This is a genomic window from Planctobacterium sp. R6, assembly GCF_055755215.1.
Map to the genome: position 1 here is coordinate 179,870 of NZ_JBVTQY010000002.1, position 16,053 is coordinate 195,922.

14 protein-coding genes and 4 tRNA genes are annotated in these 16,053 nt (G+C 46.7%); 11 read left to right on the forward strand and 7 right to left on the reverse strand.

The genetic code is table 11. From position 1 onward, the window contains the following. The first annotated feature begins 28 nt into the window (after positions 1-28). From AC0J20_RS02590 to AC0J20_RS02625, 8 genes are all read left to right on the forward strand, one after another. Complete coding sequence (locus AC0J20_RS02590; RefSeq protein WP_267498129.1) at positions 29-157, forward strand: hypothetical protein; 129 nt, start codon at positions 29-31, stop codon at positions 155-157. Between the two features lie 204 nt (positions 158-361). Then, positions 362-2,356 carry a GAF domain-containing protein gene (locus AC0J20_RS02595; RefSeq protein WP_473020493.1) on the forward strand — a complete coding sequence of 665 codons (1,995 nt, stop codon included), beginning with the start codon at positions 362-364 and terminating at the stop codon, positions 2,354-2,356. Positions 2,357-2,359: 3 nt separating this feature from the next. Continuing rightward, on the forward strand, positions 2,360-4,432 hold the full coding sequence (locus AC0J20_RS02600) for a M50 family metallopeptidase (RefSeq protein ID WP_229527696.1): 2,073 nt from the start codon (positions 2,360-2,362) through the stop codon (positions 4,430-4,432). After that, positions 4,423-5,190, forward strand: a complete 768-nt coding sequence (locus AC0J20_RS02605) for an efflux RND transporter periplasmic adaptor subunit (protein WP_473020494.1) — start codon at positions 4,423-4,425, stop codon at positions 5,188-5,190. Before AC0J20_RS02600 ends, AC0J20_RS02605 begins: the two co-directional genes overlap by 10 nt. Then, positions 5,181-6,434 carry a TolC family protein gene (locus AC0J20_RS02610; RefSeq protein ID WP_473020495.1) on the forward strand — a complete coding sequence of 418 codons (1,254 nt, stop codon included), beginning with the start codon at positions 5,181-5,183 and terminating at the stop codon, positions 6,432-6,434. Before AC0J20_RS02605 ends, AC0J20_RS02610 begins: the two co-directional genes overlap by 10 nt. A 78-nt stretch (positions 6,435-6,512) precedes the next feature. Continuing rightward, complete coding sequence (locus AC0J20_RS02615; RefSeq protein WP_473020496.1) at positions 6,513-6,899, forward strand: cupin domain-containing protein; 387 nt, start codon at positions 6,513-6,515, stop codon at positions 6,897-6,899. 3 nt (positions 6,900-6,902) lie between these two features. Beyond that, positions 6,903-8,048, forward strand: coding sequence for an FAD-dependent monooxygenase (locus tag AC0J20_RS02620; RefSeq protein ID WP_473020497.1), 1,146 nt, complete (start codon positions 6,903-6,905; stop codon positions 8,046-8,048). Beyond that, positions 8,048-8,224, forward strand: a complete 177-nt coding sequence (locus AC0J20_RS02625; RefSeq protein WP_229527691.1) for a hypothetical protein — start codon at positions 8,048-8,050, stop codon at positions 8,222-8,224. The genes AC0J20_RS02620 and AC0J20_RS02625 overlap by 1 nt, the downstream gene beginning before the upstream one ends. A gap of 46 nt (positions 8,225-8,270) precedes the next feature. Here the strand turns inward: AC0J20_RS02625 and AC0J20_RS02630 are convergent, their stop codons facing one another. From AC0J20_RS02630 to AC0J20_RS02650, 5 genes are all read right to left on the reverse strand, one after another. Then, on the reverse strand, positions 8,271-9,701 hold the full coding sequence (locus AC0J20_RS02630; protein ID WP_473020498.1) for an alanine/glycine:cation symporter family protein: 1,431 nt from the start codon (positions 9,699-9,701) through the stop codon (positions 8,271-8,273). 128 nt (positions 9,702-9,829) lie between these two features. Next, positions 9,830-9,904, reverse strand: a tRNA-Gln gene (locus tag AC0J20_RS02635). Between the two features lie 36 nt (positions 9,905-9,940). Continuing rightward, positions 9,941-10,015, reverse strand: a tRNA-Gln gene (locus tag AC0J20_RS02640). 8 nt (positions 10,016-10,023) lie between these two features. Continuing rightward, positions 10,024-10,108: transfer RNA gene (locus tag AC0J20_RS02645), tRNA-Leu, on the reverse strand. Between the two features lie 9 nt (positions 10,109-10,117). Further along, positions 10,118-10,194 (reverse strand) — tRNA-Met (locus AC0J20_RS02650). Between the two features lie 334 nt (positions 10,195-10,528). Between AC0J20_RS02650 and AC0J20_RS02655 the strand changes: the two genes are divergently transcribed. Then, positions 10,529-11,140: an FMN-dependent NADH-azoreductase gene (locus AC0J20_RS02655; protein WP_473020499.1), complete on the forward strand. Its 612-nt coding sequence runs from the start codon at positions 10,529-10,531 to the stop codon at positions 11,138-11,140. A 151-nt stretch (positions 11,141-11,291) separates the two neighbouring features. On the opposite strand, the gene AC0J20_RS02660 is transcribed toward AC0J20_RS02655, so the two are convergent. After that, entirely contained in the window at positions 11,292-11,837 is a 546-nt protein-coding gene (locus tag AC0J20_RS02660) for a glutathione peroxidase (protein WP_229527688.1), read from the reverse strand. Between the two features lie 155 nt (positions 11,838-11,992). Here AC0J20_RS02660 and AC0J20_RS02665 point away from each other — a divergent pair, with 155 nt between their 5' ends. Continuing rightward, positions 11,993-14,491, forward strand: a complete 2,499-nt coding sequence (locus AC0J20_RS02665) for a S9 family peptidase (RefSeq protein WP_473020500.1) — start codon at positions 11,993-11,995, stop codon at positions 14,489-14,491. A gap of 15 nt (positions 14,492-14,506) precedes the next feature. Here AC0J20_RS02665 and rrtA read toward each other — a convergent pair whose 3' ends face one another. Then, positions 14,507-15,142 (reverse strand): rhombosortase, encoded by a 636-nt coding sequence (gene rrtA / locus AC0J20_RS02670; protein ID WP_473020501.1) that lies wholly within the window; start codon positions 15,140-15,142, stop codon positions 14,507-14,509. 95 nt (positions 15,143-15,237) lie between these two features. Between rrtA and AC0J20_RS02675 the strand changes: the two genes are divergently transcribed. Continuing rightward, entirely contained in the window at positions 15,238-16,002 is a 765-nt protein-coding gene (locus AC0J20_RS02675) for an enoyl-CoA hydratase (RefSeq protein ID WP_473020502.1), read from the forward strand. Positions 16,003-16,053: the final 51 nt, after the last annotated feature.

Sequence of the window (16,053 nt, forward strand, 5' to 3'; positions counted from 1 at the left end):
AAATTATTAACTATCGGAGAATATAATTATGGCAACAGTAACTAAAGCTGATCGTGTAAAGCAAAGAGCCCTCGCCGCCGTTGCAGGTGCGAAAGTGCAAGGCTATAAATTGGCTGCCAAAGCGCAGACAGCAAAAGCCAGAGCACGCTCTAACTAATATTTGTTGGGTTTCGGGGCGGGCACATTGCCCGCCTTTTTTGTTTCAGCTACCGGGATGTTGGTCATTGTCTGCAATCAAAACACAGACTTTGCGTAATCTCAGCGAACAAAAGGAAACTAATACTATTTTATTAGTCTTTTTATGGTTATATCGTTCTATACTTAAACGGCGATAACAGAAGAGGTGTGACGGGAACTATTGATGGTGAACCGGACTGTAAGGCAAACTGCAAACACAGCCAGCAAAGAAGTCGGCGAATTAAAACGAAAAATTAAAATACTTTCCACGTCCCGGAAATTGACTCACGAGTTCATCGGACAGGCTCATGGGGTCAAACACCTGATGCAAATTGTGTTTGATCGCATTCTCAATGCCCTGGATGCCGAAGCCGGCTCCCTGTGGATCAAAGACGAGACCATTAAAAAAAATGTCTGTCACCTGGCTGAAGGGCCGGTTAAAGATGAAGTGATTGGCTTAAAGTTAGATTTTGGTTTGGGCATTGTCGGAACCGTTATTGAAACACAAAAATCCAAAATCATTCTCAATTGTGCCAAAAGCAAAGAGTTCACCCAAACTGTTGATCAAAAAACCGGATTTGTTACCCGCTCCATGATTTGCGTTCCCTTGATCATTGATGATGAAGCTTATGGAGCCATTCAAATCGTGAATAAAAAACACGGTGTCGACGGGCAGTTCGATACCCACGATTGTGAATTAGTTAAAGACCTTGCTATCAGTGCTGCGATTTCCATGAAAAATGCACGCCTGATGGAAATGGAAAGCAAGGTAAAAGAAATGAACGCCCTGATGAGCATTTCCAACGAAGTGGTTTCAACCCTGGATGTTGATCAGGTACTTAATCTGGTCGTGAACAGAACCAATGAGTTGGTGGATATCGCTTACGGAGCCATTGCCCTGGTGGATGACGACGGCGAATTGAGCCTGAATGTAATTTCCGGTGGTCAGAAGGTGGATCTCAAAGCGCCCAGGCAACTGGCCATGCTGGCGCTGATGAAGCAGGTACAAAACCTGCAACGTTCGGTGTATGTCGCCGAGCGGGAGCGGTACATCCACAGTCAAAAAGGCAAAATCAATGACTGGGTCAAATACCTGAATCAATATGATGTTAAAAGCCTTTGGACTGTGGCACTGCGCGATGAAGAGGGCGTATTGGGGGTGTTGTGGTTTGAAAGCAATATTGCCAATTTTGCCAATGCCGGTAAAGGCGATTTGCTGCACATTATGGCTTCGCAAGCCACTGTGGCGTTGCGCAACGCCAGTTTATTTAAAAGCATCACCAAACGAAAATCTCTGTCCGGCCTGAAAGAAAGTGGCCTTAAATGGTTTAAAAGTAAGGGCAAACGTGCCGCGATTGTAATGGGCACAGTCGTCACCCTGTTACTGAGTTTTCACTTTTTGCCCGTTTTGCGGTGGGTGGCAGCACCCACCACCGTTGAAACGCAACTGGGGCAGGGAATATTTACCCCGGTAGATGGCCGAATTAGCCGTATCCTGGTGCAGGAAGGGCAACCAGTCGCAGCCGGAGATGTTGTTGCCGAATTAGACACCACCGCTGTGAGGCTGGCATTGATTGAAGCCCAGGCGCAACTGGCTATCGCGGAGCGACAGATTGTCGAGGCCCGGGCTGAAAAAGACAGTTTTGCTTTGTCAAATGCCATGATTCAGCGCGAATCTACGCTGGCGAAAGTCACCAAACTACAACGAGATTTAACAAATACCGCGATTCTGGCCCCAATTTCTGGCGTAGTCCTCAATACCAATATTGGCGAGTTGCAGGGGCGACATTTTGCGACCGGCACAGAGATTTTTCGCATCGCCAATCCGGATAAATTTAGACTGGTAGTTCACGTTGCTGAAGAAGACATTATGGACGTCAAAATCCATCAGGAAGTTCGCGCGGTGTTGAGGGCTAGGCCGGGTGAATACGTGTACGGCAAAGTCTTACATGTGGGGCGCTCCTATGATGTGCCTACCACTATTTTGGAAGGCGAAGAAGAAGTTGATACCAGTGAGCTGAAAACTGGCTTTGTCGCTGAAATACTGATAACTGAAGCCGATTATCGGGTGTTACCCGGCATGACCGGACAGGCGTTGATTTATACACCGGATACCTCGGTTATAGAGCGTTACTGGCGTCGGGTGCGCAATTTCTTTGTGTTTACCCTGGGGTTATAAGTTTTGAGCGTGATCCCCGCACCATTGCGAGATGAAGTCAAAGTGCGACGCTTTGTGCAGCAGGGCGATGTGAGTTTTGTGGTTAAAGAACCTGATAAACAGGAGTACTACCGATTCAGCATACCTCAAATGGAGCTTATCAGGTTATTTGACGGGGTACATGATTTGACGGCCATAGTGGAGCGCTTCAATCGCGAGTCACAACGCTACGAATACGATACGGAAACGGCTGAGTCGGTGTATCACGCCTGTAAGGATTATCAAATCCTGAAACGCAGCAAACAGGAAGAAAACGTCGCCTTATTAGAGCGTATCAGGGATGAGCGCAAAAAATCATTGTTGCAGGCTAAAGGCAGTATTTTGATGATGCGTTTTCAGCTAGTTAATCCCAACAAGTGGTTTGACAGCATCATAGATTCAATTCGCTTTATGTGGTCCCCCAGAGCTTTGCAATTTCAGGCCGGATTCATTGTTCTGGCGATGTTGGTTATCCTGTTTAATGCAGAGCGATTCGCGCAGGACTTTACCCAGGTTTACCTGCAAACCCAGATCAGTGGCGTGTTTTACATCTGGATTATCGCCTTGTGTGCGATTGCATTGCACGAATGCGGCCATGGCCTCACCTGCAAGTATTACGGCGGAGATGTGCATGAGATGGGATTCTTATTACTGTGTTTTCAGCCCTGCTTATACTGCAATGTCAATGACGCCTGGCTGTTTGAAAATAAAACCCACAAAATCCAGGTGGCCCTGGCCGGTGTATGGGTCGAGCTACTGTTAGCCGCGACCGCCACCCTTATCTGGTTGCTGGTGGATATCTATAATCCGGTTGGGTACATCGCTTTTGTGCTGATGACGATAGGCACCGCCAGCTCACTACTGATCAATCTCAATCCATTGCTGAAATTTGACGGTTACTACATTCTGACCGATTGGCTGGAAATGCAAAATTTGCGACAGAATGCATTGGCCTGGTTTTCATGGAATCTGAAAACTAAACTATTCAGGAGCGATGAAGAAAAACCCTTTAATCCAACACCAAGAGAAAAGCGCGTTTATTGGATTTATGGCACGTCAGTGGTGTTTTACATGACGCTGATGTTGTCATTTATTGGTTGGTTGGGTTATCAGTTTGTGTATGCTCAGTTTGGCTTCATTGCCATACTGGGATTTCTTTATCTGGTCTTTCGACTCTTAAAATCCATCACAGGAAACTGGATGATGACACTGGTGCAGTGGTGTAAACACTATGTATGGCAAGACAAAAAAAGCAAAGTAAGAACACTGCTGTTCATGTTCGTCTTTGTTGTGATAAGTGTGTGGTGGCAGCCGCGTTTAACCCTGTATTCGGAGGGCATCGTAGAGGCGCCCACTCATATTGTATACAGTCCGGCCAATGCCCTGGTAGAGCAGATAAATTATACCGAGCAGCGCCAGTTAACCCAGGCTGTGGGTGAACCCTTGCTGGTGATGACCTCACCAGAACTGTTAATTCAAAAACAAGATCTGGTAGCGCGTCGCGCAGAATTAGAGGGGCAAAAAGTCGCAGCAATGCTGGAAAATGAATCCTCAACACAGGCGCGATTGGCAATTGAACTTACCCTTATTACGGAAAAGCTGCAATCTGTTGACCAAAAGCTGCGTGATCTGACTATCGCAATTCCACAGGGGCAATGGCAGGTTGAAGGTCTGTCTCCGGAGTTATTGCAGGGCCGGTATTTTACTGAACAACAAGAAGTACTGAAGCTGCTGTCAGAAAACAGCCGCTATTTCGACGCGATAGTCGATCAGCGGGATGTCTCCTATCTGTCACCGGGACACAAGGCGAAAGTACGTCTGAATGCGCAACTGAGTCGCGTGTTTAACGCCGAAGTTCAGGTGATTTCAGCACTGGCAAAATCCGCAGGGGTGGAGCAAAAAGTACTGGTCAGAATGCGGATCACCGATTGGCAATCTGAGGATTATTTGCCGGTCGGTGTTAGCGGCGAAGCAAAAATTTATGGTGAAAACCTGCCCCTTTGGCAACACTTCATGTTTAAAATCAGGAAATTTTTTAGGGCGGATTTATGGCTGTAATCAGGCGTGTTTTTATATTTATTGGGTTGTTCACTGCACTGTCAGCGTGGGCGGAAAATCTGGCATCTGTGCATTTGCGCGGGGTGGTTGTGCCAGCGCAACAGGCGAAATTATCCGTAGCGCAACAGGGGCAGGTAACCTGGATTGCGCCTGATGGCAGTTATGTTGAAGCCGGGGCAATACTGGCGCAAATTAACGACATCAAACTCAAGGCGGAGTTAAGTCAGGCCCGCGCAATGTTTCATTCTGCCGAGGCGGAACTGGCCGCCGCACAGCATGCTTTGGAAAAAAGCCGCCGCCTGGTGAATGAGGACATTCTGTCGGATATCGCATTAACGGAAGCCGAGTTTTCTGTGCGAACCGCCGATGCGAAAGTCGCGGTAAATCGGTCCAAACTGGAATTGGCGGAACTGGCGGTGCAACAGGCAGTTTTGCTGGCCCCCTACGACGGTGTGGTAGCCAATAGTAAAATATCGGCAGGTGAATGGGCGCAGCCTGGGGATCCAATTATTGAATTCGCCTCGTTGCTGCAATTAACAATGTCTCTGGATGTGCCGCCCGAATATACCGAACTGTTACAAGAGGGAGACTCGACAGAAGTGTTGTTTAAAGGGCAGGTGATAGGTAAAGCCACCGTGAAACGTCTCTTTCCACTTTTGCAGCCCTCCAGTGGCCTCAGAAGAGTGGTGTGGGATATTCATACCACGGAAACTATGTTGATCTCTGGACGTTATGTGGAGCTAAAAGCGTGGTTTTAAAGGGCGTTAAAAATAGTGTCCTGCTGTTGGGCTTAACAGTTGGTATTGCCAATGCGGAAACGCTGGAGGTGATATTAGAGAAAGCCTTCAAACAAAACCTCGATTATCAGATTGCGCTGGAGCAGTTACAAAAAGCTCAAAACGATGAAAGCACAGCCTATGGTCAACTGTTTCCCGAACTGAGTTTAAGTGCCGCCAGAAATGAGGCGTTGTTTGACAATCAGAACGACACACTGCCAATCGATTATTCTGCCCGCCTGGAACTCAATCAGGTGTTATACGACCCGGCCGTCTGGCAGGCCTGGAAAATTAGTCAGTTAAGGACACTGAATGCCGAATTGGGGTATGTGCGGCAAAAACAGCAACTGGTTTTTACTGTAAAACAGCTATGGTTCCAACTTATCACTAATAAGGCGTTGGCTCAGGAAGCAAAAGCCTCCCTGACGCGGTTACAGCAACACCGGGAAAATGCTCAGCACCTGTATGCCAACGGCAAGATTTGGCGCAACGACTTGCTGCAGGCGGATGTTCGCGTAGCACGGGGGGAGCAAAGCGTATTGGTGGCCGCAAACACGGCCCGGCGCACAATGACTAACTTAAATATCCTGTTAAACCAAAACATACTGGTAGAAATTGAACCGGAATCGTCGGACCCTGATATTGCGTTTATGCCGGAATTAGGTGCTAGCTTACAAATAGCGATACGCAGTCGCCCCGACCTGAAACAGTTAGATTTGGCAGTTCATATTGCCAGGCGCAATAAAAACAGTGTGGCCTCGGGATATTGGCCGAAACTAACGGCCAGAGTGACGCAAAGTAACTTGTCAGATCAGTTTGATTTTGCTGGCGCAGCCCGCGACACTCAACTCAGCATCAATATGAACTGGACCCTGTGGGACAACTTTTCCACCCGCAATCAAAACCGTAATGCGTTGCATGATGTTCAAATCGCCCGCAAAAACTACATGCGTACTAAAGAGTTGGTGCAACAGGAAACTCACAATGCCTGGCTGGCCGTGCAGGAAGCGCGACAAAACATTACTGTATTGCAAAAGGCTGTTAGTCAGGCAGAAGAAAACTTCCGGGTGACGGGGATTCGATACAAAGAGCAGCTAAGTACAGCAAATGATGTCCTGGATGCGCAGGATCTGCTCACCAGTACCCGTAGTGATTTACTGGCGGCCAGGGGGGATTTCTTTATTGCTAAGGCGCAACTCAGCTTCGCTATAGGCGCAGATAACTAATCGAAATGCCGTTAAATTTGCACAAGAATTACTGCGCTTTGCTATAGTAGGGCCTCTTTATCTGTCATCGAAATTCGTATGTCCCTGAAAAAAATTAACATTGCTGAGAAGTTTTCCCTGTTTGATGATCTTTGGTCACCCAAAGTGTTAGGAGAGGCCAACCAGCAGCTCATCAAAGTCGCTAAAGGGCAGGGGCGTCTGGTTTGGCACGCTCATGAACAGGAAGACGAACTGTTTATTGTTTTTAAAGGTGAGTTGAAGCTACATTTACAACCCGAAAATGCTGAACCACAGATTATCAGCCTGCTTCCAGGCGAAATGTTTGTTGTACCTAAAGGAATGCAGCATTGTCCAGAAGCCGATGTGGAAACCCATTTTATGATGCTGGAACCAAAGTCTACTCAGCATACCGGCAGCCATCAAACCAGCCAAACCGTTGCGATAACCGAACAAAAATGGATTTAAAATATGGGTGAAAAGCAGTTTGATCTGATAGTTTTTGGCGGTGGCATGGTCGGTGCGTCTGCGGCTCTGGGGTTTGTTCGTCGCGGTTTAAAGGTCGCTATTGTTGAACCAGATAAACCTGTCTGGTCAGCATTGAAAGAAGAACCTGAAATTCGGGTTTCTGCTATCAGTCTGGGCTCTGAACAGTTGCTCACAGAATTAGGCGCCTGGTCGCATTTGCGGGCCGGGCGATTGCAACCCTATAGCAAACTGTCAGTCTGGGAAACGCCGGGTTGTGAAACCCATTTTTCAGCCTCTGATTTAGGGTTCAGTCATCTGGGTTATTTATTAGAAAACCGACATTTACAATTGGCAATCCATCAGGGCCTGAGCAGCTTTGAATCACAAATAAGCTGGTTTTCATCCGGGCGAATACTGGATGCTGAGGCGGGGCAATGTCAACTGGACTCAGCGGTATGTACAGGAACCCTGGTGGTTGGTGCTGATGGCGGTAACTCTGCTGTCAGAAGAGATCTGCAGGTAGGCGAAACCGGTTGGCAATACCAACAACAGGTATTTGCCCTCAATATCAAAACCCGCTCCCCCAGTTTGCAGCATACCTTTCAACAGTTTAGTACCGATGGTCCCATGGCCTACCTGCCACTTTTCGATCATTATGCGGCACTGGTGTGGTATCTCCCGGCTGATAAGGTACAAGTGCTGGCCCAGACCGACAAGCCTCAGCTAAAAAATCGAATCTTGCAAGAGTTCCCGGCGTTGCACAGTGATTTTGAGATACTTAATGTTGGCAGTTTTCCAATCCGCCGTAATCACGCTAATCACTATTTCAAAGGACGGGTGGTCTTGTGTGGAGACGCTGCTCACAGTATTAATCCGCTGGCTGGTCAGGGGGTTAACCTGGGATTTCAGGATGTCGCAGCGCTACTGGAAATTAATTTGAATGCCGACATCTCAGTGCAGTTGCAGCAATATGAAACAACACGGCGCAGGGAAAACAGTGTCATGATGACGGCAATGGATGGGTTTAATATTGCTTTTTGTAATCCCAATCCAATATTAAAGTTAATGCGTAATACCGGGTTGTTTTTGGCACAACGAAGCGGCCCTTTGAAAAAATACGCGCTCAAAAGAGCGTTGGGAGTGAAATAGTGACAGTTTTTATCATTTTGGGCTTGTTGTTTCTGGCATTATTTGTAGTGGTGCCGCTGGTGGAAAAACATGGCAAGCGTCACAGCCCTGAAGAATTACAAAAGATCACCCGCTGGATCTGGCCATTGGTGGGTATCATGCTGGTGTTGCAGTTAATTCGGATGGCATTTTTCTGAGGCAGGGTAGCCTGCCTCATGCCTAATATCTGTTAAACCTGATTGATCACCAGATCCCTTTTTCCGTTTCGCCCTGAATTTCGCAATCGCCATTCTTGTACTCTGGTTTTTCACCGGCATCCCGCCTGGCGAAATAATGTTGGCTGATTGCTACAATCGTGGGGGTTAACATGATGATGGCGGTAATGTTGATTACTGTCATCATACCCAGCGCCATATCGGCCATCGCCCATACTTCAGGTAATGCCGCACTGGAACCCCATAAAATCATGGCCAGATAACCTGTGGTATAAACTGTACGACCAACTTTGTGATCCAGTTTGAACATGTGCAGGTTACTCTCGCCGTAGGCGTAATTGGCAACTACTGAGGTAAATGCAAACAAACTGATGGCGGCTGCGACAAAATCTGCTCCCATTCCCCCTAGGTGTGTTTCCATTGCAGACTGAGTAAGACGGATACCTTCCATCTGATCACTTTGCGAGCCACCGGCCAGCAATATAATGACTGCAGTGCAGGTACACAGCACCATAGTATCGATAAAAACGCCCAGCATTTGCACATATCCCTGCGACACCGGGTGATTGGGATTCGGCGTGGCGCCAGCTGCGGCATGAGGCACACTACCTGAGCCGGCTTCGTTAGAATATAAACCGCGTTGAATACCATTTTTAATGGCCGCGCCTAATGCACCGGCACCGGCTTCCTGCAAACCAAAAGCGGAACTGATAATATCCCAAAGTACCGCCGGGACTTGTTGAATATTGAGTAAGGTAATAGTAAGGGCAATAACCACATAACTAATGGCCATGAAAGGCACAATGTATTCGGCAAACGAAGCGATGCGTTTCAGCCCTCCCACCACGATGGCACCGGCAACCAATATGATCACCAGGCCACTATAGAAGGTCGGAATACCGTAAGCATTATTCAGTGCATCGGTTATGGTATTGGCCTGAACGGCACTGAAAATAAAACCATAACCCAGAAACAAACACAGCGAAAAAGCAATGGCTAACCAGCGTTTGTTCAGCCCCTGCTGGATATAATAGGCGGGACCACCACGGAATTCACCGTTGTCATCTTTTACTTTGTAAAGCTGTCCCAATACACTTTCAGCAAAACCGGTGGCCATGCCCAACAGCGCAATCATCCACATCCAAAATACAGAGCCAGCACCGCCCAGAGAAATGGCAACAGCGACCCCGGCCAGATTACCGGTGCCTACCCGCGCGGACAGGCTGGTACACAACGCCTGAAAAGATGAAATGCCGTTTTCACCGCCTTTTGTGCTGCCCTTCATAACAGAGAACATGTGACCAAAATGACGGAATTGCAAAAAGCCTAATTTTGCTGAAAACCAGAAACCCGCAAACACTAACATGGGAATAAGGATGGGAACGCCGCCAATGCCTGGCAAGGATATCGTATTGCCCCAGAGTACGCCGTTAATGGCGGAAACGATGTCGTTGACCAAAATATAAAGACCTTATAGTTTTTTTGGCAACAATACTGACTATTGTAGCGTCATAAGTCCAGATGAAATCGTTATTCTGCAGAAATGCGGGCATAAAAAACGCCAGACAATGGTCTGGCGTTTTTGTATGGCTGGGGTAGCTGGATTTGAACCAACGAATGGCGGGATCAAAACCCGCTGCCTTACCGCTTGGCTATACCCCAATATTCACAAGCAAACGGCTTTGTGAATAAAAAAGGTGGCTGGGGTAGCTGGATTTGAACCAACGAATGGCGGGATCAAAACCCGCTGCCTTACCGCTTGGCTATACCCCAACAATCTATGGTGCGGAAGGAGAGACTCGAACTCTCACGCCGTGAAGCACTGGAACCTAAATCCAGCGTGTCTACCAATTTCACCACTTCCGCTAAAAAAGTTGGTGGCTAAGGCGGGACTCGAACCTGCGACCCCATCATTATGAGTGATGTGCTCTAACCAGCTGAGCTACTTAGCCGTTTACCCGACTGCTTGTCGAGTGGCGCGTATTATGCTGATCTGGATAGGGTAGGTCAACCCCTTTTTATGACAAATTTATTAACTGCTGGCGAAGTAAACAATTCGGTTAAAAAGTGAGAATTCACTGGCTAATTGTTAACCCCGTAGTCAGGTTTTTATGAACATGGCCGTTGTTTTCACGGCTATTCAGCCAGGTTTAAAAGGTTAAAATAGGCTAATTTACTTATAGTTCTAAAAAATAGGATTTAAGTGCCGAATTTATGCGATTTAAAATCGAAAAAATATAATTATCATAGTTGTCACTGGTTTAATTCTTTCAGTGAGAGCAAACAATGAAAAATGTCTTAGTAGTAAACAGCAGTATTAATGGTGAGCAAGGTAACTCTAATAAGTTAGTTCAGGACTTTTTACGTCAGCTCGGTGATGAACAACAGGTTGAGATTGAAACACTGGATTTGAGTAAGCGCAATATAGGCCATCTCAGTGCAGAGGAAATGCAATCCTGGATGACGGCCCCGGAAGAGCGCAGTGATGTGCAAAAAGCGCTGGCGAGTTTGTCTGATGATTTTGTTTATCAGGTGCAACAGGCTGATGTGATTGTGCTTGGCGTACCTATGTATAACTTTGGTGTTCCATCTACATTGAAAGCCTGGATTGACCGCATTGCGCGGGCCGGGATCACTTTTCGCTACACTGAAAATGGTCCGCAGGGTTTGCTGGAAAATAAAAAAGTTTATGTGATGGCGGCAAGAGGTGGCATGTACGCGGGGACTGCTAAAGACTCACAGACCACCTATTTAAATGACTTTTTTGCCTTCGTGGGGATCACGGACGTAGAGTTTGTTTATGCTGAAGGCTTGGCAATGGGGGCTGAAACCGCCAACAGTGCGTTTGAACAGGCAAATGAAAAAATTATTGAACTAATCAATAAAACCGCTGCCTAAACTATTGCAGTTAGCAAAGCTGACATTGTTATCTCCCCGATAACAAGTCTGTTAGCTAAAGTGTGTTCCAAGTTGAGTGTGCTTATTGCCCCGTTAATTTAACGGGGCTTTTTTTATGCCGTATCCGGGCTGGGAGATTAGTATTAAAAGGTTACCGGGGCAAAGCGCTTTCTATATCCGCAATAAAGTCGCTATCTGTGGGTTTCGTATACGACGAATAACTTGTTATTTTTTCACCGGTACTGGTGATCAGATATTTATAAAAATTCCATTTCGGTTCAGTGCCCGTGGCTTTAGACAACTGACGGTAAAGCGGGTCCGCATCGTCGCCTTTAACATGCAGTGGCTCAAACATCGGGAATTTTACGCCGTAAGTCAGTTCACATAACTCCGCTGTTTTCGCCTCGTCTTTGTCTTCCTGGTTAAAGTCATGGCTGGGAAATCCCAGTACCACAAAACCCTTGTCTTTATATTGGCTGTACAGTGCTTCTAATCCTTCAAACTGTGGGGTAAAACCACAATAACTGGCGGTGTTGACAATCAAAACGGCTTTGCCACCATATTCGTTACATAAATTTACAGTTTCCTGGCTGTTTAATTTGCGTTTCAGATGCTTGAGTTCAGAAGGGCATTCAGATGCCCATGACGCAGGAATGGAACACAAGGAAAGTATTGCTAACAGAAGGATTCTTTTCATAATTTACTCTTCAACATTGGGATTGTAGCTGTTACTAAAATGACACAGCGAAGGATCAATCGCTATTAACTATTGTCCTGGCCGTGTTTGCAACCTCTACACAATGACGCTTTAATGATTTATTGTCCAGAAACAAAAATAACGATGGAAAAAATATGGTTCCCCGGAAAATTAAGGTCTCTCTGTTAAGTGCCGGGCTGGTCATGCTGACCGCCTGCGCAGCTACCGCGCAAAGTACTGCAACATCCTCTGCAATGGCAATGCAACCGGTAGATGTCCCGCCGGTTATTGCGCAACTGGCAAATCAGGCTACGCCTAAAGGTATTACCCTGGAAAAAATCATGTCAGATCCCGATTGGCTGGGACGTCAACCCGGTCACTATTACTGGGCGGATGACTCACAATCAGTATTTTATTACCGCAAACGAGAAGGTTCAGTAGTGGATGAGTTGTGGCGACTGGACAGCGGTCAGCCTGACAGTGGCAATGGTGAACTGGTTGGGTTAGCGGAACAGCACCTGGCACCGGATGATGCGGTTTTGTCTCCCGACGGAACCACATTAGCCTGGGTCTACGAAAATAGCGTTTTCAGTAAAAACTTGCAAAGCGGTGAGGTTAAACAGCATACAAGGCAGATGGGACAGCCTTACAACCCAAAATTCACTCGTCAGGGCAATTTGATTTATGCCGACGCGGGTTCGGTTTATCAGGTGGATCTGAAACAAGGTGGTATTTCACAACTCTTAGCCTGGCATTTTGACGATGCACCTGAAGCCCTGGAAGAACCGGAAGATTACATTGCTGAAGAACAAATTAAGTTGATCAGTTACGTGGCCTCTCAACGAGAAAAACGTCAGCAGCAATTTGACTATAAACAACAATTAAAAGCAGAAAACCCGGTTTACAATAATAATGTCTTCTATTTTGACAGTGCCACAGAGCTTGTTGAAGTCAGTGTTTCCCCCGACCTGAGCAAAGCGATTCTGGTGACCAGAGAAGATGTGGAGACACGCTCTGATACCGACATTATGCCAAACTACATCAAAGAAAACGGTCGCATTAAAGCGGAAAGTGTCAGAGCGCGGGTGGCTGATGCTGAGCCGGTTGAGCATGAAATCTGGCTTCTGGATCTAACGACTCAGGAAAAGCATCTGCTGAGCTTTGAAACGTTGGCAGGTTTTGATGAGGATGTTCTGGCCGAAGTTAAAGCAGAAAATGCACAGCGAGATGGCGAAGAATACGAGTCCGAAGCCGTGCCAAGAGCCATCAGTTTAATGCAGGATTGGTACTGGAATCAAAGTGCGATTCAATGGAATGAAACAGGTTCTCAGGTGGCGGTCATGTTAGAAGCCTGGGACAATAAAGACCGTTGGATAGCGACAGTAGATTGGGAAGAACAACAATTCAGGCAGCAACATCGCCTGCACGATGAAGCCTGGGTTAATTATAAGTTCAACAGCTTCGGTTGGTTAAACAACAGCGATACCTTGTTTTATCTGTCAGAAGAAACCGGGTTTGCCAATCTGTACGTCAAACCGCTACAGGGATCGGCAACCAATCTGACACCTGGCGCTTATGAAGTCGATGAGCTTACGTTGACCCGAAACGATGAATATATTTATTTTCAGGCCAATAAAAAACACCCTGGCATTTACGAAATCTATCGGGTTAATCTCAGTTCAGGGGAAATAGCAGCAATAACCGATTTAAATGGGGAGACTTACTATCAACTAAGCCCGGATGAGTCACGTCTGGTTATTCAACACTCCAAATTAACCTTGCCACCGGAATTATATGTGCTGCCTGCTCAGCCTAATGCAGAGGTTAAACGCCTGACACATACTGTCAGTGAAGAATTTCTGAGTTTTGATTGGGTCGCACCTCAAATTGTTCCGGTGCAATCTGATCACAGCGACAGACCCATTTATTCAAGAGTGTATATGCCCAGTCAGTTGTCATCTGAGCAACAGTATCCGGCGGTTATCTTTAACCACGGTGCCGGATATCTGCAAAACTCTCATCTTGGTTGGTCGGGCTACTTCCGTGAATTTATGTTCCACAGTTTCCTTGTCCAACAAGGGTATATTGTAATGGACATGGATTACCGGGCATCTAAAGGCTATGGCAGAGACTGGCGTACTGCTATTTATCGACAAATGGGGACACCGGAGATTCAGGATTTACAAGATGGTGTCGACTGGCTGGTAGCAAACGCCAGAGTCGATCGTGACCGGGTTGGCACTTATGGTGGTTCTTACGGTGGGTTTATGACCTTTATGGCGTTGTTTACACAACCCGATTTGTTTCAGGCTGGTGCAGCTTTGCGTCCGGTTACAGACTGGGCTCATTACAACACGCCATACACCTCAAATATCTTAAACACACCGGAGGTTGATCCCATCGCATTTGAGCGCAGTTCACCGATATACTTTGCAGAGGGCCTTAAAAAGCCGTTGCTAATCAATGCGCCTATGGTGGATAACAATGTGTTCTTCGTGGATGTGGTACGACTGGTGCAGCGCTTAATTGAGCTGGAAAAAGAGAATTTTGAAACCGCAATTTACCCCGTAGAGCCTCATGGCTTTAAAGAGCCAAGCTCATGGCTGGATGAATATCGTCGGATCTATAAGTTAATGGAAACCCACGTAAAATAACGCTAGCGAACTTACTCAGGTGTCTTCGGACACCTGAGTGTCTTTTGTTTTTTGTTGTTTGTACGCTGGTATTACAATGGCGGCAAGAAAGCCTGATAGCGCCCCATAGAGATGGGCATCAACGGCAACATTAGCCTGAATCAGCGACGCAGTGGCAACACTGCCACCATATATTTGCTCCTGCAACAGCTTTATCAGCAAACCCGCCAATAGCAACCATCCGGTCGTATAGCCGCGTTTAATATCCTGTACAACGCCCCAGGCAAACAACCCATGCAGCATGCCTGACAGCCCGACATAATGACTGAGATCGGAAAACCCAAACAAACCTGCAGCTGTTCCAAGCGTACAGAGAAACAGTAAGCTCAGACTGTTTGTGTACTGGTAATATTCGCCGTGCAATGCCCACAACAACAGTAACCCGGCGAGATTCAACAGCAAGTGATACAGATTGGTGTGTAAAAAATGGGCACTGAACAAACGCCACCAGGCGCCATCTTTTATGGCATTCAGATCATAATTCAGGCGTGCGTGAAGCACCCCGTCAAAACCATATAAGCAAACTGCCAGTACGCCGCAGCACGCCAATACTAACCAGTGAATGGTTTTAATTGGTAGATGATTGGGTAACAATGACTTTATTAATGACATTATGCTGAAAAAACTCAGTTTGGGATTGCATCGCTGCTATGCAACGTTTATGTTGAAATGAATATGCCACAAAAACAACAGAATTAATATTTGCTATGTCGCTGATTTTGAAAGAAATAAATGAAAAGTGTTTGACCTTAACCTTAAACCGCCCGGAAAAACGCAATGCCCTTAGCGCTGACATGTATAAAGAGTTAGCCGACGAACTCAAAAAACAACAGCAAAATCCGGCAATTAAGTCGGTACTGATAAAAGGTGCGGGAGAGCATTTTACCGCAGGAAATGACCTGGCACAGTTCGCTAAGGTTGAAAGCAAAGCTGAACTGCAATCAACGCTGGAATTTATGCAGGCCCTGATGCAGTTTCCCATGCCTGTGGTGGCCCAGGTATCGGGGATGGCTGTGGGGATAGGGACCACCATGTTATTGCATTGTGATTTAGTATACTGTGATACCAGCTGTGTGTTTTCCCTGCCATTTATTAATCTGGCATTAGTGCCTGAATATGCATCCAGTTTGTTATTGCCACAGCTGGCGGGTCATCGTAAAGCCAGTGAATGGTTGCTGTTAGGTGAATCGTTTGGCGCCGAGCAGGCCAGGGAATTTGGGCTGGTAAATGATGTACTGGAACCGGAGCAATTAGCCGCTCATTGCCAAAAAGTGGTCAGCCAGTTAGCTGTAAAACCTTATGCCGCACTCAGGCATACTAAAGCCTTAATGAAATCTGCTTCAGATAGCGTAAACTTGCACATCGACAAAGAAATTGAGGTTTTTGTTGAACAACTGAAGTCGGAAGCGGCAAAAGAAGCGTTTAGTGCCTTCCTGGAAAAGCGCAAGCCAGATCCGAAAAAGTATTGTTAGCGCCAGCTCGATTTTATCTGTGTTTTTACTTCTCACGCCAAACCAAGGAAT